Source organism: uncultured Tyzzerella sp. (genome assembly GCF_963558545.1).
Classification (GTDB): domain Bacteria; phylum Bacillota; class Clostridia; order Lachnospirales; family CAG-274; genus Tyzzerella.
This window is the reverse complement of sequence record NZ_CAUWHO010000015.1, coordinates 26,134-42,239: the sequence shown is the minus strand read 5'-3', so window position 1 is coordinate 42,239 and position 16,106 is coordinate 26,134. Positions and strand designations below refer to the sequence as shown.

Annotated in this window: 16 protein-coding genes; all 16 read right to left on the bottom strand. The window is 25.6% G+C overall.

Going from position 1 to position 16,106, the window contains the following annotated elements; all coding sequences use genetic code 11:
* Positions 1-217: 217 nt before the first annotated feature.
* Complete coding sequence (locus tag R5Z65_RS03855) at positions 218-850, bottom strand: SpoIIIAH-like family protein (RefSeq protein ID WP_317367174.1); 633 nt, start codon at positions 848-850, stop codon at positions 218-220.
* A 70-nt stretch (positions 851-920) separates the two neighbouring features.
* Positions 921-1,481 (bottom strand): hypothetical protein, encoded by a 561-nt coding sequence (locus tag R5Z65_RS03850; RefSeq protein WP_317367173.1) that lies wholly within the window; start codon positions 1,479-1,481, stop codon positions 921-923.
* A 17-nt stretch (positions 1,482-1,498) separates the two neighbouring features.
* A complete protein-coding gene (locus tag R5Z65_RS03845; protein ID WP_317367171.1) occupies positions 1,499-2,059 on the bottom strand; it encodes a stage III sporulation protein AF in 561 nt (186 codons plus the stop codon).
* Positions 2,060-2,070: 11 nt separating this feature from the next.
* Entirely contained in the window at positions 2,071-3,186 is a 1,116-nt protein-coding gene (locus R5Z65_RS03840) for a stage III sporulation protein AE (RefSeq protein WP_317367170.1), read from the bottom strand.
* A gap of 11 nt (positions 3,187-3,197) precedes the next feature.
* Positions 3,198-3,584 carry a stage III sporulation protein AD gene (gene spoIIIAD / locus R5Z65_RS03835; protein WP_317367169.1) on the bottom strand — a complete coding sequence of 129 codons (387 nt, stop codon included), beginning with the start codon at positions 3,582-3,584 and terminating at the stop codon, positions 3,198-3,200.
* Positions 3,585-3,599: 15 nt separating this feature from the next.
* On the bottom strand, positions 3,600-3,794 hold the full coding sequence (spoIIIAC, locus tag R5Z65_RS03830) for a stage III sporulation protein AC (RefSeq protein WP_317356536.1): 195 nt from the start codon (positions 3,792-3,794) through the stop codon (positions 3,600-3,602).
* Between the two features lie 10 nt (positions 3,795-3,804).
* Positions 3,805-4,323, bottom strand: a complete 519-nt coding sequence (locus tag R5Z65_RS03825; RefSeq protein WP_317367168.1) for a stage III sporulation protein AB — start codon at positions 4,321-4,323, stop codon at positions 3,805-3,807.
* Positions 4,324-5,271 carry a stage III sporulation protein AA gene (gene spoIIIAA, locus R5Z65_RS03820; protein ID WP_317367167.1) on the bottom strand — a complete coding sequence of 316 codons (948 nt, stop codon included), beginning with the start codon at positions 5,269-5,271 and terminating at the stop codon, positions 4,324-4,326.
* A 303-nt stretch (positions 5,272-5,574) separates the two neighbouring features.
* Positions 5,575-7,107 carry a Na+/H+ antiporter NhaC family protein gene (locus R5Z65_RS03815; RefSeq protein WP_317367166.1) on the bottom strand — a complete coding sequence of 511 codons (1,533 nt, stop codon included), beginning with the start codon at positions 7,105-7,107 and terminating at the stop codon, positions 5,575-5,577.
* A gap of 267 nt (positions 7,108-7,374) precedes the next feature.
* A complete protein-coding gene (locus tag R5Z65_RS03810; RefSeq protein ID WP_317367165.1) occupies positions 7,375-7,533 on the bottom strand; it encodes a hypothetical protein in 159 nt (52 codons plus the stop codon).
* A gap of 17 nt (positions 7,534-7,550) precedes the next feature.
* A complete protein-coding gene (mglC, locus tag R5Z65_RS03805; protein WP_317367164.1) occupies positions 7,551-8,570 on the bottom strand; it encodes a galactose/methyl galactoside ABC transporter permease MglC in 1,020 nt (339 codons plus the stop codon).
* 14 nt (positions 8,571-8,584) lie between these two features.
* The gene (mglA, locus tag R5Z65_RS03800) at positions 8,585-10,078 is read right to left on the bottom strand and encodes a galactose/methyl galactoside ABC transporter ATP-binding protein MglA (RefSeq protein ID WP_317367163.1); all 1,494 of its coding nucleotides are present in this window, start codon (positions 10,076-10,078) and stop codon (positions 8,585-8,587) included.
* A 171-nt stretch (positions 10,079-10,249) separates the two neighbouring features.
* Positions 10,250-11,323, bottom strand: a complete 1,074-nt coding sequence (locus tag R5Z65_RS03795; protein WP_317367161.1) for a galactose ABC transporter substrate-binding protein — start codon at positions 11,321-11,323, stop codon at positions 10,250-10,252.
* A gap of 243 nt (positions 11,324-11,566) precedes the next feature.
* On the bottom strand, positions 11,567-12,493 hold the full coding sequence (locus R5Z65_RS03790; RefSeq protein ID WP_317367160.1) for a substrate-binding domain-containing protein: 927 nt from the start codon (positions 12,491-12,493) through the stop codon (positions 11,567-11,569).
* A 19-nt stretch (positions 12,494-12,512) separates the two neighbouring features.
* Positions 12,513-14,279: a sensor histidine kinase gene (locus tag R5Z65_RS03785; protein ID WP_317367159.1), complete on the bottom strand. Its 1,767-nt coding sequence runs from the start codon at positions 14,277-14,279 to the stop codon at positions 12,513-12,515.
* Positions 14,280-14,283: 4 nt separating this feature from the next.
* A complete protein-coding gene (locus R5Z65_RS03780; RefSeq protein ID WP_317367158.1) occupies positions 14,284-15,888 on the bottom strand; it encodes a response regulator in 1,605 nt (534 codons plus the stop codon).
* Positions 15,889-16,106 lie beyond the last annotated feature (218 nt).

Here is a 16,106-nt window from a genome sequence, read left to right as displayed (position 1 = left end):
AAAATACAATAAGTATTTATAAAATTAACTTATATCTAATTTACCCAAATAAATTAAAATAACTAATTAATTATATCATAATTTCTAAATACGGTGTAGTAATATTTTATCTATATTTTAATAATACTTATAGTTAATCAAAATAATAAAAACACCTTCTAATTATTTTAAGAAAGTGTTTTTATTATTTTAATTAAGATATAATTTATATTTTACATTATTTTTTAATTGGACTTATTCTTATTTTATCCACAGTTACTCCTGTTTTTCTTTTTATAATATCTTCTATTTGAGCTATTTCAGATTCGTTAAGTTCTGGTTTATTTACTACAATATCAACTGTATTATCATCTATCCTAACATAAACCTCTTTAAAGCCTTTTGCCTCTATCATAGCTTCTGCCGCTGTTTCTTTTTCTATTCTTTCTTGAATTTTTAGCATTTCATCTGCTGCAGTAGCTTTTTTTTCTTGCTCTATATTAGAATTATTTATCATCTCTGTTAATATATCTTTTTGTTTTGCTCTTGCTTGTTCTCTTTCTAGTTTTGCTTGTATAAAATAAGATGTATCGTTACTATTGTTTACAAAAACTGCTTTACCTGCCTCATCTTCTGTATCAGCATTAGATGCAGTTGCATTTACAGGAGTTGTGGATTCTTTTTCATTATGTACTATTTCTTCTCCATATAAATCATAATCTGGGACAAGACCTGTTATATCTCCATCATCTGTTAATGCAACTTCTGTTGGTTCTACACTACTGTTACCTACATAGTTTAAATATCCAGCTGCCCCTACCATAACAACTAAAGCTGTTATTATAACCTGATTTCTTTTTAACGCAAACATTGTTTTGCCTCCTTAAAATTTATTTGTATTATAATCTACTATAAAGTTTATTCAAAAAAATATTAAAATATTACTTCATTTGTAATACTTCTATTTTGTGTATTTCTACTCCTAGCAATGCACTTGCAGATTTTATAAGCATATTTTTTACATCTATGTTACCACCTCCTTGAGCAACTATAAGTACTCCAGATATTTTTGGTGTTAGTTCTTTTAAAATTAAAGGCTCATCTCCACTTATTTTTACAGTAGAAATCTGTTCTTTATCAGATATAATCTGCCTTTTATCTCCATTTAAGGCTTCTTCATTAGTTGTAGAGTTTTCTTTTACTTTGTCTTCTTTTGTTACAATTTCTTTTCCATTTTCTAGTGTTATCATAACATCTATATTTCCAACCCCCTGCACTTTACTTAAAATATTTTCTAGCCTTTTTTCAAGCTGTGCTTCATATGAGTTCTTATCCTCATCTAAATTTATGGATTGTCCTTTATAGTCTATGTTAGTCTTTTCTTTTTTATTACTTTTTAAAAAATTATCGCTTAAAATCAATAATAGAATACTAAGAAAAATAGCAGTTAATATACTATAATAATTTTTTTTATCTTTAAATATTTCTCTAATTGACTTCATAAGATTATCTCCTTTTCTTATGTCATTGTTATAACTATACTATTTATATCTATTCTATAAAAATCAGATATAGATTTTTTTATATCATTTATTTCTTTTTGTTGCTTTACACTTATATTTTCATCTTCCCTAAAAGGCTTTACATAAATTGCTCTATCATTTTTTACTATATATAACTCTATCTTATCTATATTCATCTCTTTATATTTATTTTCATATAAATTTATATTTATATCTTTTATATAATATTTATCTTTTAATATAGCCTCTATTTGTCTTTTAATATTATGTTCAAAAGCATTTTTAATCATATCATTTTGTACACTTACATACTTTTCACTATTTATATCACTATTAATATTAAAGGTTTCTTCAAGAAAAGCAGGTGAAATTTCTATATTTTTTACATCATTAAATATAATATTTAAAGGCTTTACCATAATAAGAACTAATATAATACCAAAAACTAAATTTATATACGAACGATATTTATTAGTTGGTAAAATAACTTGTATAAATGACATAAATATTAAAAATAATATTATGTTTTTTATGTAACTGTAAAAGTAATTTATCATATTTATCTCCCTTATCCTGTAACACTTAACATAATAACTATAAAAAATATAAATAATATTAAAAATATAATTAAGCTAGATAATACAAGCTTTGTATACTCTCCCATTGTGTCTACGCAAGAAGTTATTCTTGTATCTGTTATAGGTTCTATTAAAACTGCTGCTATTTTATATATAAGTATTAATGCTACAAGTTTTATTATTGGTACAATAGCACATATTATAATAATTATTACTATTGCTATACCTATACCACTTTTTAAAATTCCTACAAAATACATAATACTATCTATTGCACCTGTCATAACATCTCCTACAACTGGTACAAAACTTATAAATGTTTTTGCCGTTTTATTTACTACTCCATTTAATATAGGAGCACCTATTCTCTGAAGTGAAATTATAAACCCAAGCCCCATAGCCAAACTTCTTAATGAAAAATTTATAAGCCATTTTAAAAATTCTATAAGCTTGTTTAACACTTCTTTAGGCATTATATAATTTATAATATTTAAAATAACAGTACCTGATATTAGTGGTATAAAAATATTCTTTATAAAAAAAGATACTATACCTAAAGAAGCAAGTATAAAGCTACTAAATATAGTGGAGCTTGCCGATGCTCCAGACATAGCTAAAAGTCCTATTAATATTGGCATTGTTCCATTTATAATATTAGCTATGCTATTTACGGTATTATATAAAATTTCTACAACGATATTAAAGCTTGTTGCTAATAACATAGATATAACCATATATGTTGTATAAAACCCAATTTCTGCAACCCCTTGATTTTTAAAGCTATCAGTCAATACTTTAAAAAATGCTGCTAAAAATCCAATTAATATAACATTTTTTATTATTTTAGAATTTATAAATACTTCTTCAAATACAGATTTTAATATGTAATTTATAATTTTATATATGTTAAAGCTAAAACTTTTTCCAGATAAAATATCCCTAGCTATATCAGAAAATTTAAAATCATTTTTATAAATATTTTCGTTTATAATAGTATCGTATTGTTCAATATTTAATATATTAAGCCCCTCTGATATATAATCATTAGCATAAATATTTTTACTAAACACAATTATTAATATTATTATTAATAGAAATTTTTTCATCTCTTGTCCCCCTAAGGCATAAGGCTTGTTATTAAACTTAAAAGCCTTGTTATAACAGGTATAGATATAAACATAATAAGCACTTTACCTGCTAGTTCTATCTTAGATGCAATAGCACTTTCTCCAGCATCTATACATATTTGTGAAGAAAATTCACATATGTATGATATACCTATTATTTTTAAAATAATTCCTATATGCTCCATACCAATATCTAACATAGAAACAATATCTAATACAGAGCTTATTACTTCCTCTAGTATTGGTATAACCATCATAAATATTATTACACCACTAACTATTGAAATTAGTACAGAAATATTAGCCATTTGAGGTTTTATAGTTAAAATAATAATTACCGAAATGATAGCTATTATACATATTTTGAAAATGTCCAAATTAACACCTCCATATTATAGGCTAAATAATGTTTGTACCGTTTCAAAAAGTTCACTTATGTACTGTATAACCCAAAATAAAACTACAACCAATCCAGCAAGTGTAGTAAGCATAGCTTGTTCTTCCCTGCCTGCTCTTATAAGCACTTGGTTTAAAACAGAAACTAGTATTCCCACTGCTGCTATTTGAAAAATAACTGTAATATCCATATTTACACCCCTAAATTAGTAATATTATTATCATAAGTCCAGATAAAACTCCTAAACTTTGATACATTTTAAATGTTTTATTTTTTTCATTTTCTAAAATTTCTACTGTAGAATTTATATAATCTATTATAATGTTTAACCCTTCCACATTAAAACTTATATCTAAAGAACCTATTATTTTTCCTAATATATTAATATTTTCTATATCTTCTCTAGTAAAATAAGTTTCATAACAACCATTTTTTAAGGCATCACTCCAAAGAGTAGCTAGCTCTTCACCCCTTTTTTCCTCTAAATTTTTTCTAAATCTTTTAAAAATATTTTTTACAGGCTTTTGCAAATTTTTTTCAATATTTAATATTGCCTCATCAATGTTAGAAAAAAAGGTTATCTCTGATGCTAAAGATAGTAGAGCTCTTTTCATTTCTAGCAAGTCATTTTTTCTATATATTGGCTTATATGAATAGTATATACCAATAATAGAAAAACCTATTAAAATAACAATAGACAAAATTATTTTTAAATACATTTAATTATCCTCACCATATACAACTTCCATATTTTCATTATAAATTTTTTCTACATTACATATTTCATTTTTTCTATTTAAAACAATATACCTTTCAAATATTTTATTATTTAATATATTTTGCATATTATACTTTTGCTTTATATCATCTATACTATAAGAATGTATTGTGCATATTATTTTTACACCACTATTGGCAATTTTTTCTATAGCTTCAATATCTTCATCGCTTCCTATTTCATCAACGGCTATTACACTAGGGGACATACTTCTTAAAAGCATAAGCATTCCATCAGATTTTTTACATCTATCTAAAACATCTGTTCTTATCCCAACATCTAATTGTGTTTTTCCCATATATAAGCTAGCTATTTCGGAACGCTCATCTACTAGTCCAACATTTTCTTTACAATTGCTAATATTTCTTATAATATCCCTTAAAAGAGTTGTTTTCCCACAATTAGGAGGAGATATTATAATAGTAGATTTTATCGTTGGATTTGATATATATTTTAAAATATGGCTAGAGCACCCTTTTATTTCTCTAGCTATCCTTATATTTATTGAAGATATATTTCTTATAGTTTTTACTTTATTGTTCTCAGTAATAACTTTACCTGTTATACCTACCCTAAATCCACCATTTAATGTAATAAACCCATTTTTTAGCTCTTGTTCTAAAGCATATATAGAATAACCACTCATAGTTTCTATTGTTTGTGATATATCCTCTATTGTAGGTTTATAAACTTTATTTTCTAAAAAATTTTCTGTTATAGTCATATCTTTTAATAAAAAATACTCTTTATCAAATGTTTTAAAAACTATACACCTATCTAGTCTTATTCTAACTTCCTCTGACTTTTCAAAATATTGATAGTCTATATTATTTAATAAAAATTTTATGTTTTTACCAAAATAATTTATAAGCTTGTCCTTTATAAACATTTTTATTCCTCCTTTGTCTTTTAAATAATTTATATGCTTTTCTATAAAAAATATTACTAATAAAATTTTTAATTTTAAATATATAAAAAATTTTTATACAAAATCTATCTTTGTTTTTATATGGCTAGCAAACCCATATATATTTTACAACAGGAGGTTATTTTTTCTACTCATAGGCACAGCCTTTTTAGAACCACCTGTAAAACAGGTGGTATTCTACATACAAAAAAATAAAGATAATAATAAATATTAAATAATATTTATTATTATCTTTATTAAGTAGGATTTAACCTATAATTATGTTTAATTATTTGGAGTTTTTTTGTATAGTATGAATAATATTATACATAAAGTAGATAAAGCAGATATCCAAGTAAATAATAAACTAGTTGTTATACCAGCAACAATATACCCTACAAGACAGCTTGTTGCTACAACTAATGTATATGGTATTTGTGTAGAAACGTGGTTTATATGATTACATCTTGCTCCTGTAGATGATAAAATAGTTGTATCTGATATTGGGCTACAATGGTCTCCAAATACAGACCCTGCTAAAACAGCTGATAAAGATATAATTGTAAGCTCTGGTGCAGTATTTTGGCATACAACAGTTATAATAGGTATAAGTATACCAAAAGTACCCCAAGATGTACCCATTGAAAATGCTAAAAGACCTGCAACACAAAATGCCACAACAGGTATTAACATTCCCGCTAAGCTAGACCCTTCAACAAGTCCACCTACATATCCACCAGTATTTAATAAATCTCTACAAACACCACTTATTGTCCAAGCTAAAGTAAGAATTATATAAGCAGATACCATAGATTTAACCCCTGCTGATATACCAGACATAAACTCTTTAAATGATAAAACTTTTCTTGGTACAAATAATAAAAATGTAACTAATAATGTAAAAAATCCACTAATAGCCAATGCTGGACCTGCATTAGTATTACCAAATGCCTCTGCTAAAGTCATTCCACCATTAAAATATCCACCAATGTACAACATTGATGCCACAGAAGATACTATTAATACTAATATAGGTATGACTAAGTCATAAACTGTACCCTTATCAGATATAGTTACTTTACTAAGCTCATCTTCTTCTGTTTCTTGAAAGTCTTCATTTACTTCTCCTGAAAGAGCCAAACGTTCACATTTTGCCATTTTCCCAAATTCAATTTTTGTTAACGAAACAACAAATACCATTATTATAGTTAAAAGTGCATATAAATTAAATGGTATAGTTTTAACAAAGTCTTGTATTCCGTTTAAACCTGCATCACTCATTTGAGATATAACAGATGCTGCCCAAGATGAAACAGGTGCAATTATACATATAGGTGCTGCTGTTGCATCTATAATATAAGCTAATTTCTCACGAGATATTTTATATTTATCTGTAACTGGTCTCATAACTGTACCAACTGTTAAACAATTAAAATAATCATCAATAAATATAATAACCCCTAAAATAAAAGTTGATATTTTAGCACCTTTTCTAGTCTTTATTTTTTTTACTGCCCATTCTCCATAGGCCCTAGAACCACCTGCTTTTGTAACAACAACTACTATTGCACCTAATAGCCCTAAAAATATTATTATAGAGCTATTTTCAGATAATTTTTGCCCCATAAGGCTCATAGTAACATCAACAGTCCTAGCTCCAATTTGTATAATACCATCTGTATCATATATAGAATATATTAATGTACCTGATAAAATACCAATAATAAGTGAAGATATAACTTCCTTTGTTTTAAGCGCAAGTATTATCGCTATAATAGGTGGAAGTAATGATAAAATGCCTACTGTATGCATTTCCATTATAATCTCTCCTTTGCATATATTTTTTTATAATTTTTCTTAATAATTTTATCATAAAATCATTATATATGCAATTTTTTTAATAAATATTATCTATTTTATTTAAAAAAAATAAAAAAATATAATATTTTGTATGAAAATAATAGCTTAATACTTAAAATAAAATGAAAAAAGTATTTTAATGTTATATTAGTTAACATATCTGTTTTTAATATATTATAAATATACAAAAATATAGAAAGACACCAAAAGATGTCTTTCTATATTTTATAAAATACTAAAAATAGTTAATATTATTAAAAAAACTATAGCACCTATTAAAAATTTATCTAATTTTTTTAAAGGTATGTCTATTTTGTCGTATATAGTTTCTTTAAAATGTTTTTTAGCTCCATTTTTTTGTTCATTTTTATTTTCTGTATCCAAAAAATACACCTCATTTATTATTTTTTAGATAAATATTTTCTAACGTCTAAAGATACAGCTATAATTATAATTAACCCTCTTATAATATATTGCCAATAAGCATTAACTCCAATAAAGTTTAAACCATAATTTATAACTTGTAAAAGAACTGTACCTAATAAAACACCTGGTATAGTACCTATACCCCCTGTAAATGATACACCCCCAACAACACAAGCAGATATAGCATCAAGCTCATAGTTAATACCTGTATTAGTTGATGTTGAGCCTGCTCTTGCTGCCTCTAAAAATCCAGCAACTCCATATAAAGCCCCTGCTATTATAAATACAATCATTATATTTTTTACAACATTAACACCAGATACTGCTGCTGCCTCTGGGTTTCCTCCTATGGCAAACATATTTTTACCAAGTTTTGTTTTGTTCCAAATAACCCACATAATTAAAGATGTTATAATAAGGTATATAACAAGATATGGTATATGTATACCCCCTATATCAAAAGACCCGTTAACAAGCTTTGTATATCTTTCATCTAAGTTAGCTACTGGTTGAGCCCCTAAAGGTGGTCTATCTATATATAAACAAGTTATCCCATATGCTATAAGCTGTGTACCTAAAGTTATAATAAAAGCGTGCACTTTTAACTTTGCAACACCAAACCCATTTATAGCTCCAAATATTGCTCCAACAAAAATAGCTATAACTAATGGTATAATAGGGCTTAATTGGGGTAAATCTGGATACATTCTAGACGCATATGTAACAGATTGTAATAAAGATGCTGATAAAACGGCTGTAAGACCTAATATACGACCTGCCGAAAGGTCTGTCCCTTGTAAAACAATAAGCCCAGCAATACCTAAAGCCAATATACCTCTTGTAGAAGCTTGGCTTAATATATTAGTAAAATTTTTAAAAGATAAAAATCTAGGTTCTTTTATAATAAAGATAATTATCATTAAAAATAATACTATATATAAAGCGTTATTTAAAAGTAAGTTTTTAAAATCTATATTTTTTTTAGCTCTTTCCACTATATTAACCCTCCTTAAACATACTTAGTTGCTAGTGTCATTATATCTTCTTGAGTCATATCTTTAGCATCGCCTTCTCCTGCCAAATATCCATTTGACATAACCATTATTCTATCGCATATCCCAAGTAACTCAACCATCTCAGATGAAACAACTATTATGCTTTTTCCTTTTTTAGCTAAATCTACTATTAATTGGTATATTTCATATTTAGCACCAACATCTATCCCTCTTGTAGGCTCATCTAATAAAAGTATATCAGGGTTTGTAAGTAACCACCTACCTATAATAACTTTTTGTTGGTTACCACCTGATAAAGTTTTTATAGCTGTTTTTTGGCTAGGTGTTTTTACCCTCATACTTTCAATAGTCCAGCTAGTGTCCTCTTTCATCTTTTTATTATCTAATAACCCATATTTCATATAGCCATTTATATTAGATATGCAAGCATTAAATTTAATATCTAACTGTCCAAAAATTCCTGTTGCTCTTCTTTCTTCTGTTAATAGAGCAAAACCATTTTTTATAGCAACTCTAGGGTTTTTATTATCTATTTTTTTACCTTTTAAATATATCTCACCTTTTGAATATTTTCTCATACCAAATATAGTTTCTAAAAGTTCTGTTCTTCTAGCTCCTACAAGACCTGCTATACCCAGTATCTCTCCCTCTCTAAGTTCAAAACTTACATCTTTTATAGAGTCCTCTGTCGCCCCTGTTAAGTTTTTAATCTCTAGCATAACCTCTTTTATTTCATTATCTTTTGGTGGGAACCTATTTTCAAGGTTTCTACCTACCATTAGTTTTATTATTTCTTCCATTGTTAAATCTTTTGCAAGATGTGTAGATATCCATTTACCATCACGCATTATAGTAACATCATCTGATATTTGGAGTATCTCCTCCATCTTATGAGATATGTATATAATTCCACAACCATTCTCTCTAAGCTTGTTAATTATTTTAAATAGCTGTTCTACCTCTTGGTTTGTTAAAGAAGATGTAGGTTCATCTAAAACTAGTATTTTTGCGTTATATGAAACAGCCTTTACTATCTCAACCATTTGTCTTTGAGATACAGATAAATCTGCCATCTTATCTTTTGGGTCAACATTTATCTCTAGCTCTTCTAAAATTTGTTTAGTTTTATTATACATCTCTTTTTTATCTACTATACCCATTTTTGTAGGGTATCTACCAAGCCATATATTTTCCATAACGTTCATTTGTAAAACTTGGTTTAGTTCTTGATGAACCATAGCAACACCATTTTCCATAGCTTGCTTAGGATTTTGAAACTGTATTTTTTCTCCTTCTATGTATATCTCACCCTCATCTTTTGTATACACACCAAATAAACATTTCATAAGGGTAGATTTACCTGCTCCATTTTCTCCCATAAGAGAATGTACAGTTCCTTTTCTTATGTTTAAGTTAGCTTTATCAAGTGCCTTAACACCAGGAAAGCTTTTACATATATCTTTTATTTCAAGTAAATATTTTTCCATATATTCAGCCTCTCTAACTATATTTATAACATACCTTAAACTAACTTAAAATAATATTTATAAAATATTTAGAATATATAATAATCTTACCTAAATTTTATTTACACTATAAATCTTTAGGTAAGATTATTTTTATAAATATCTACATTTTAATAAATATAATTTTTAGATTTATTTAGTATACTCTTGGTAAGGTATACGAACAGCAACACCTGTTTCATCAAATGTATATTCTGTTTCTTCAATAGCATTTTTACCTTGTGCTAAATTCATACCTGTGCTATATAAAGCTTTTGCCATACCTTCAGCATCTTGTAAAACAGAGCCTGCCATATAACCTTTATCTATTAAATCTTGTGCTGCTGCTGTTGCATCTACACCAACAACAGGGATAGTTTTTGAGCCTTCTCCATTATTAAACCCTTGTGCTTGTAAAGCAGCTATAGCACCTTGTGCCATACCATCATTATTTGCTATAACAACTTCTATACCATCACCAAATTTAGAAACCCAAGCCTCTGTGGCATTTTGAGCTAAAGCTTGGTCCCAGTTACAAACTTGTTTTGCAAGCTCTTCAACCTCTATACCTTTTTCTTTTATTGTTGAAACAGAATATTCTGTTCTTGCAACAGCCTCTGGGTTATCTGGTTCACCTTGTAACATTACATATTGCATTTTACCATCACCATTAGTGTCTATATTAGCTTTATCTTTTTCCCAAAGTCCTGATAAGATATTACCTTGTAAAATACCAGCTTCTTTAGCATTTGTACCTACAAAAACTGCTTTATCATATGATTTTATAACATCTGCTGCAGGCTCTCTGTTAAAAAATACTACAGGTTTATCTGCCGCTTTAATTTTATCTACAACTGTTTGACCAGCTCCTGTGTCAACAAGATTTACAAGTAAAACATCTGTCCCTTTTTGTAATAAAGTATCTATGCTATCATTTTGTGTAGCTTGGTCGCCTTTTCCATCAAAGAAACTAAATTCAACTTTTCCTCCATTTTCTTTTTGAATTTTTTCTAAACTTTGACGAACTGTAGAAATATAAGTATCATCAAATTTATATAGTAAAACACCAACTTTTACTACACTTTCATTTGTCTCTTGGCTGTTACCTTCTGCTTGTTGTTCATTTGAACTTTCTGGCTGTTCTGATTTAGAGCCGCAACCTACCATAGATAAAGCCATTATTGTTCCACTTAATGCAATAAAAATTAATTTACTAAATTTTTTCATAATTATTTCCCTCCTAAATAATAAATACATTAAAATTAAGCTTATTTAAACTTAAATTGTATAATAAATACATATTATATTTTTATTCCTGTTCATCTTATAATTATGTCTAAATATAATTATTAAAATATTATACTTATTATGTAATCCTTTATTCAACTTAATTATAACTTTAGTTTTATGGTTTTTCTATATAAATTTTTATGATATTTTATTAAATTTTTATGATAAATAATTTTATAATTATTTAAAAGGAAATAAAAGATATTGGTTTTCTCTTAAATACATACTTCTTTTATTTACTATATTAAAATTTATTTTTTCATTACTATAAGGTTTTTTTTCTATCATTTTACGCATTATATCAACACTTAAATAACCTAAGCTAAACTCATTTTTTACAATAACAGCCTTAGCTATATCATTTTCTAAATATCTAATTCTTTCATTACCTTTAGATAGCCCATATATTTCTTTTTTATCTAATTCTATATTTTTACTTTTTATTTCACAAAGCTCATTTAATATATAAGGGTCAAATGTAACAAAAACATCGTTTTTATTATTTTTTAATATTTCAAAAATGGTTTCTTTATCAAATACAATTTGTTTAATATCATTATAAGAAAATTTCATTACATCTAAAAATCCCTTATACATATTTTCTTCAGTTTTTTTCAAATCATTATTTGTAACAAAGACAATATTTTTTCTTATATTTCCATTTTTTAATATTTCTTCTGCTATATATTTTCCCATCTTAAAGCTATCACTATTTATATAAGATAACTCTGTATTAGGTTCTAAATCTAAATCTTCTCCTAAAAATATAACTGGCTTTTTAAGTCCTTTAGGTATATCTATATATTTATTATTAGGCTCTAAAATAATTATTCCACTACTATTATCTTCTATTTGCTCATTTAAAGCTATGTTTAAATCTTTATCTGTTTCTATATATTCTATTGTTATCCCCATCTCATAGCCTGCTAAGTTAACACCATCTTTTATAAATTCATTATACAAGGCATTTTGTTTATCTAGTATAACAGCTATTTTGTATTCCTTATTATCAAGTATAAAAAATACTCTATTTATCATTAATAAGGAAATTATAGCTATAAAACTTAAAGTAACTAAAATAATAAACCTTTTATTAACCTTTTCCATATTTTATGCTCCTATAAAATTATTTTATTTGTGTTATAGGTATAACTATTCTAACTGTTGTTCCAACATCATATTCGCTAAATATTTCTATACCATAATTATCTCCAAAATAAAGTTTTATACGGTCATTTACATTTTTTATACCTATACCAGAGCCACCACCTTTAGGTTCAACTTTACCTTTTAACATATTTTCACAACATTCTTTAGACATACCAAGTCCGTTATCAATGATATCTATATTTACATTTTCTTCATTTTTATAAACATTTATTTCTATCATACCATCTTCATCTAAAAAGCTAACACCGTGATATATGGCATTTTCTACTAAAGGTTGTATAGTCAATTTTATAGTTGCACAATTTATAATCTCTTCATCACAGTTTATTTTATATGAAAATTTATTTTTATATCGTATACTTTGTATTTTTAAATAGTTTTTAATATGTTCTAGCTCATCTTTTATAGGTATAATATTTTCTCCTTTGCTAAGACTTATCCTAAATAATTTAGCTAAAGATATAGTCATATCTATAGATGCTTTATATTTTTCATTTTCTATCATAGCTACAATAGAATCTAGTGTATTATATAAAAAATGTGGGTTTATTTGAGCCTGCAAAGCGTCTAGCTCACTTTTTCTCTTTTGATAATGCTCTCTATTAACAGACTCTATAAGGTTTTTTATACTATCTAACATAGCATTTATCACTTCACCTAAATATGTAACTTCTAAAAACCCTTCTATATTTACCTTAAAATCTAAATTTCCATTTTCAAAATTTTTAACTGCCTTTTCTAGCTCCTTTATAGGCATAGTTATCTTATAAGATAAAATCATATTTAATATCAAAATAAGTGATATTGCAAATAATAAAATAGATAATATAAATATCCCTATATTTATATATTCTTTTTTCATATTTATAACAGGGGTTATCCCTATCATTGTCCAATTTATAGCATCTAATGGTTTTACATTAACTATCCTTTCATAGTTTTCATAATCCTCAACATAAACACCTTTTTCTAACAAACTATTTTTCTTGTTATTTTCCTCTATTAAATTATAATATATAAGTTGTTGCCTTGGGTGATAGACAATATCTCCTTTATTATTAGCAAGATATACATATCCCTTTTCTCCTAAGTTAGCTTTAGACATTATTTTTTCTATATCATTAAAATTTATATCTACTAATATAACTCCATCTATCATTTTCCCATTTTTTTTAATTTGAACATATTTGCTAATAGATATAACCCAAATATGTTCATTATTTTTATATTCAAAACACTGTTGTATATGAGGTACCGAAAAGTTAAACTTATCTTTATTTTTTATAGCATCTATAAACCATTCATTATCTCTAACATCTATATTTTCTTTTAAACTTATATTATCGCTTAAAGATACTGCCTCACCATATTTAGAAAATAAACCTATATTAACAACTTTTTTATTATTAACTTTGTGTAATATCTGTATTTCATTATCTATATTTACATTATCTAAAGAATTTTTAATATAAATCTCATCATAAATAGCTTTTGATATATCTATCATATTATCTAAATAGCTATTTATATTAATATGTACTTGCTCCAATAATAAATCATTATTTTTGGATATAACACTTTTAATATTTGTAACATACCTTAGATAAAATGTTATCCCTACTATACTTAAGCAAATTATAGATATAAAAGTAAATGATAACATTATTATTTTTTGTATACCGTAATTATTAAAAGACAGCCATCTATTTTTTCTTTTTTTCAAAAAATCATTCCTTATTTTTATATTTTAAAGGTGATACACCATATTTTTTCTTAAAAACGTAGCTAAAGTAGTTTGCATCTGTATATCCTACTTTTTGTGCTATAACATAAGTTTTTTCAGATGTTGTATTTATCAGCTCTAATGCCTTTTCAAGCCTTAAATCTGTTAAATATTTTATAAAGCTTATATTTAAAACTTTTTTAAATATTGAAGAAAAATAGGTAGGACTTATAAATAAAACATCACATATAGTATTTATAGAAAGTTCTGGATTTGAATAATTTTCATCTATATAAAGTTTAGCTTTTTCAACAATAGCATTTGTAGAGTTAATTCTTTTATTTCTTATAAAAATACTTAAAATATTAAACTTTTCTAAAAAATATTGTTTAATCACATCTATAGAATCAAGCTTATCTATAGTTTTATAAATTTCAAAATCTTTACCAAATATTTCTTCGCTAGTTATACTATAATTTTTACTTATTTTTAAAATAGATAATATTATTTCTATAAGATACAGCCTATATTCATTAAAATTTACTATGGTTTTATCTATATCATAAAATATCTCATTAATAAATTTTTCAATATCATCTTCTTCACCTAAATTTATAATAGAAAAGAGTTTTTTTTCATCATTTTCTGAAAAAGATAATTTTATACTTTTATCTGGATCTATGTCATTTATAAATATTGTTTTTCCACTTCCTATAATCATCTTATATAAGAGAGCTTCTTCTGAACTTTCATAAGAATTTTTTAAATGTTCTATTTTTTCAACACAATACCCAAGACCTATTGTTATCTTTATATTCATTATCTTATAATAAATATCACAAACACTATTAAGCTCTTTTATTAAGCTTTTAATATACCTTTTATTATCTAAACTAAATATACTCACTATGTTATCTGAATAAAAAAAGCTAACAAACTGTATATTTTTTATACCCTCTTCCATTTTTTCATCAAATATATTTTTTATAGAAAATGGGATAAGCTCATCATCTTCTATAAAATTATTTTCACTATCTTTAAAGCTATATTTTATCGTAGCCACTAAAAAATACTTATTATTTAAATTTATATTTAAGCTGTTACATTTATTTTCCCAATAATCTAATGAAAGTTTTCTTTCTATAGCCTTTGTTAAAAATTGAGTTTTTATTACAGGTAAACTTTCTAAATAATGTTTTTTTAATACTTCTAAGTTACGCTTTTGGTTATACTCTATATCAAAATTATTTTTTATTCTATTTAAAATATTTATAAGCTCCTCACTATCTATTGGCTTTAAAAGATAACCAAATGCGTTATTATCCATAGCCTCCTTTATATATTCAAAATCATTAAACCCGGATATTACAACTACTTTTATATTATACATATTAGATGCTATAATTTTAATAAGCTCTATGCCTGTTAAAAAAGGCATCTTTATATCTGTAAAAACGACATCTGGTTTTAATTTTTCTATTTTATCCAAAGCTTCATTTCCATTTTCTGCTTGAGAAATAATGTTAAAACCATATCTTTCCCAATCTATTTTTTTCATAAGTCCATTTCTTATTTCTTCTTCATCGTCTACGATAATTACATTGTACAAAATATCATCTCTCCTATTAAATTATATTTAGAAATCAAAACATAATCTGTATTAATTTAGTTTATTAAAATTTATAAGCATATTTTACCAAAAACAACATATAAATACAAGTTTTTTATATGTTAATATTTAATAAAAAATAATATATATATATAGCTAATCTTACACTATATTAACAAAAGTACGTATATAAAATAATTTTAAAATTTTACATATGT

Bases quoted from the DNA above. Each gene is read 5' to 3' on its own strand.
- R5Z65_RS03855 (WP_317367174.1), bottom strand. From the start codon at position 850: ATGTTTGCGTTAAAAAGAAATCAGGTTATAATAACAGCTTTAGTTGTT.
- R5Z65_RS03850 (WP_317367173.1), bottom strand. From the start codon at position 1,481: ATGAAGTCAATTAGAGAAATATTTAAAGATAAAAAAAATTATTATAGT.
- R5Z65_RS03845 (WP_317367171.1), bottom strand. From the start codon at position 2,059: ATGATAAATTACTTTTACAGTTACATAAAAAACATAATATTATTTTTA.
- R5Z65_RS03840 (WP_317367170.1), bottom strand. From the start codon at position 3,186: ATGAAAAAATTTCTATTAATAATAATATTAATAATTGTGTTTAGTAAA.
- spoIIIAC (WP_317356536.1), bottom strand. From the start codon at position 3,794: ATGGATATTACAGTTATTTTTCAAATAGCAGCAGTGGGAATACTAGTT.
- R5Z65_RS03825 (WP_317367168.1), bottom strand. From the start codon at position 4,323: ATGTATTTAAAAATAATTTTGTCTATTGTTATTTTAATAGGTTTTTCT.
- spoIIIAA (WP_317367167.1), bottom strand. From the start codon at position 5,271: ATGTTTATAAAGGACAAGCTTATAAATTATTTTGGTAAAAACATAAAA.
- R5Z65_RS03815 (WP_317367166.1), bottom strand. From the start codon at position 7,107: ATGGAAATGCATACAGTAGGCATTTTATCATTACTTCCACCTATTATA.
- mglA (WP_317367163.1), bottom strand. From the start codon at position 10,078: ATGGAAAAATATTTACTTGAAATAAAAGATATATGTAAAAGCTTTCCT.
- R5Z65_RS03795 (WP_317367161.1), bottom strand. From the start codon at position 11,323: ATGAAAAAATTTAGTAAATTAATTTTTATTGCATTAAGTGGAACAATA.
- R5Z65_RS03790 (WP_317367160.1), bottom strand. From the start codon at position 12,493: ATGGAAAAGGTTAATAAAAGGTTTATTATTTTAGTTACTTTAAGTTTT.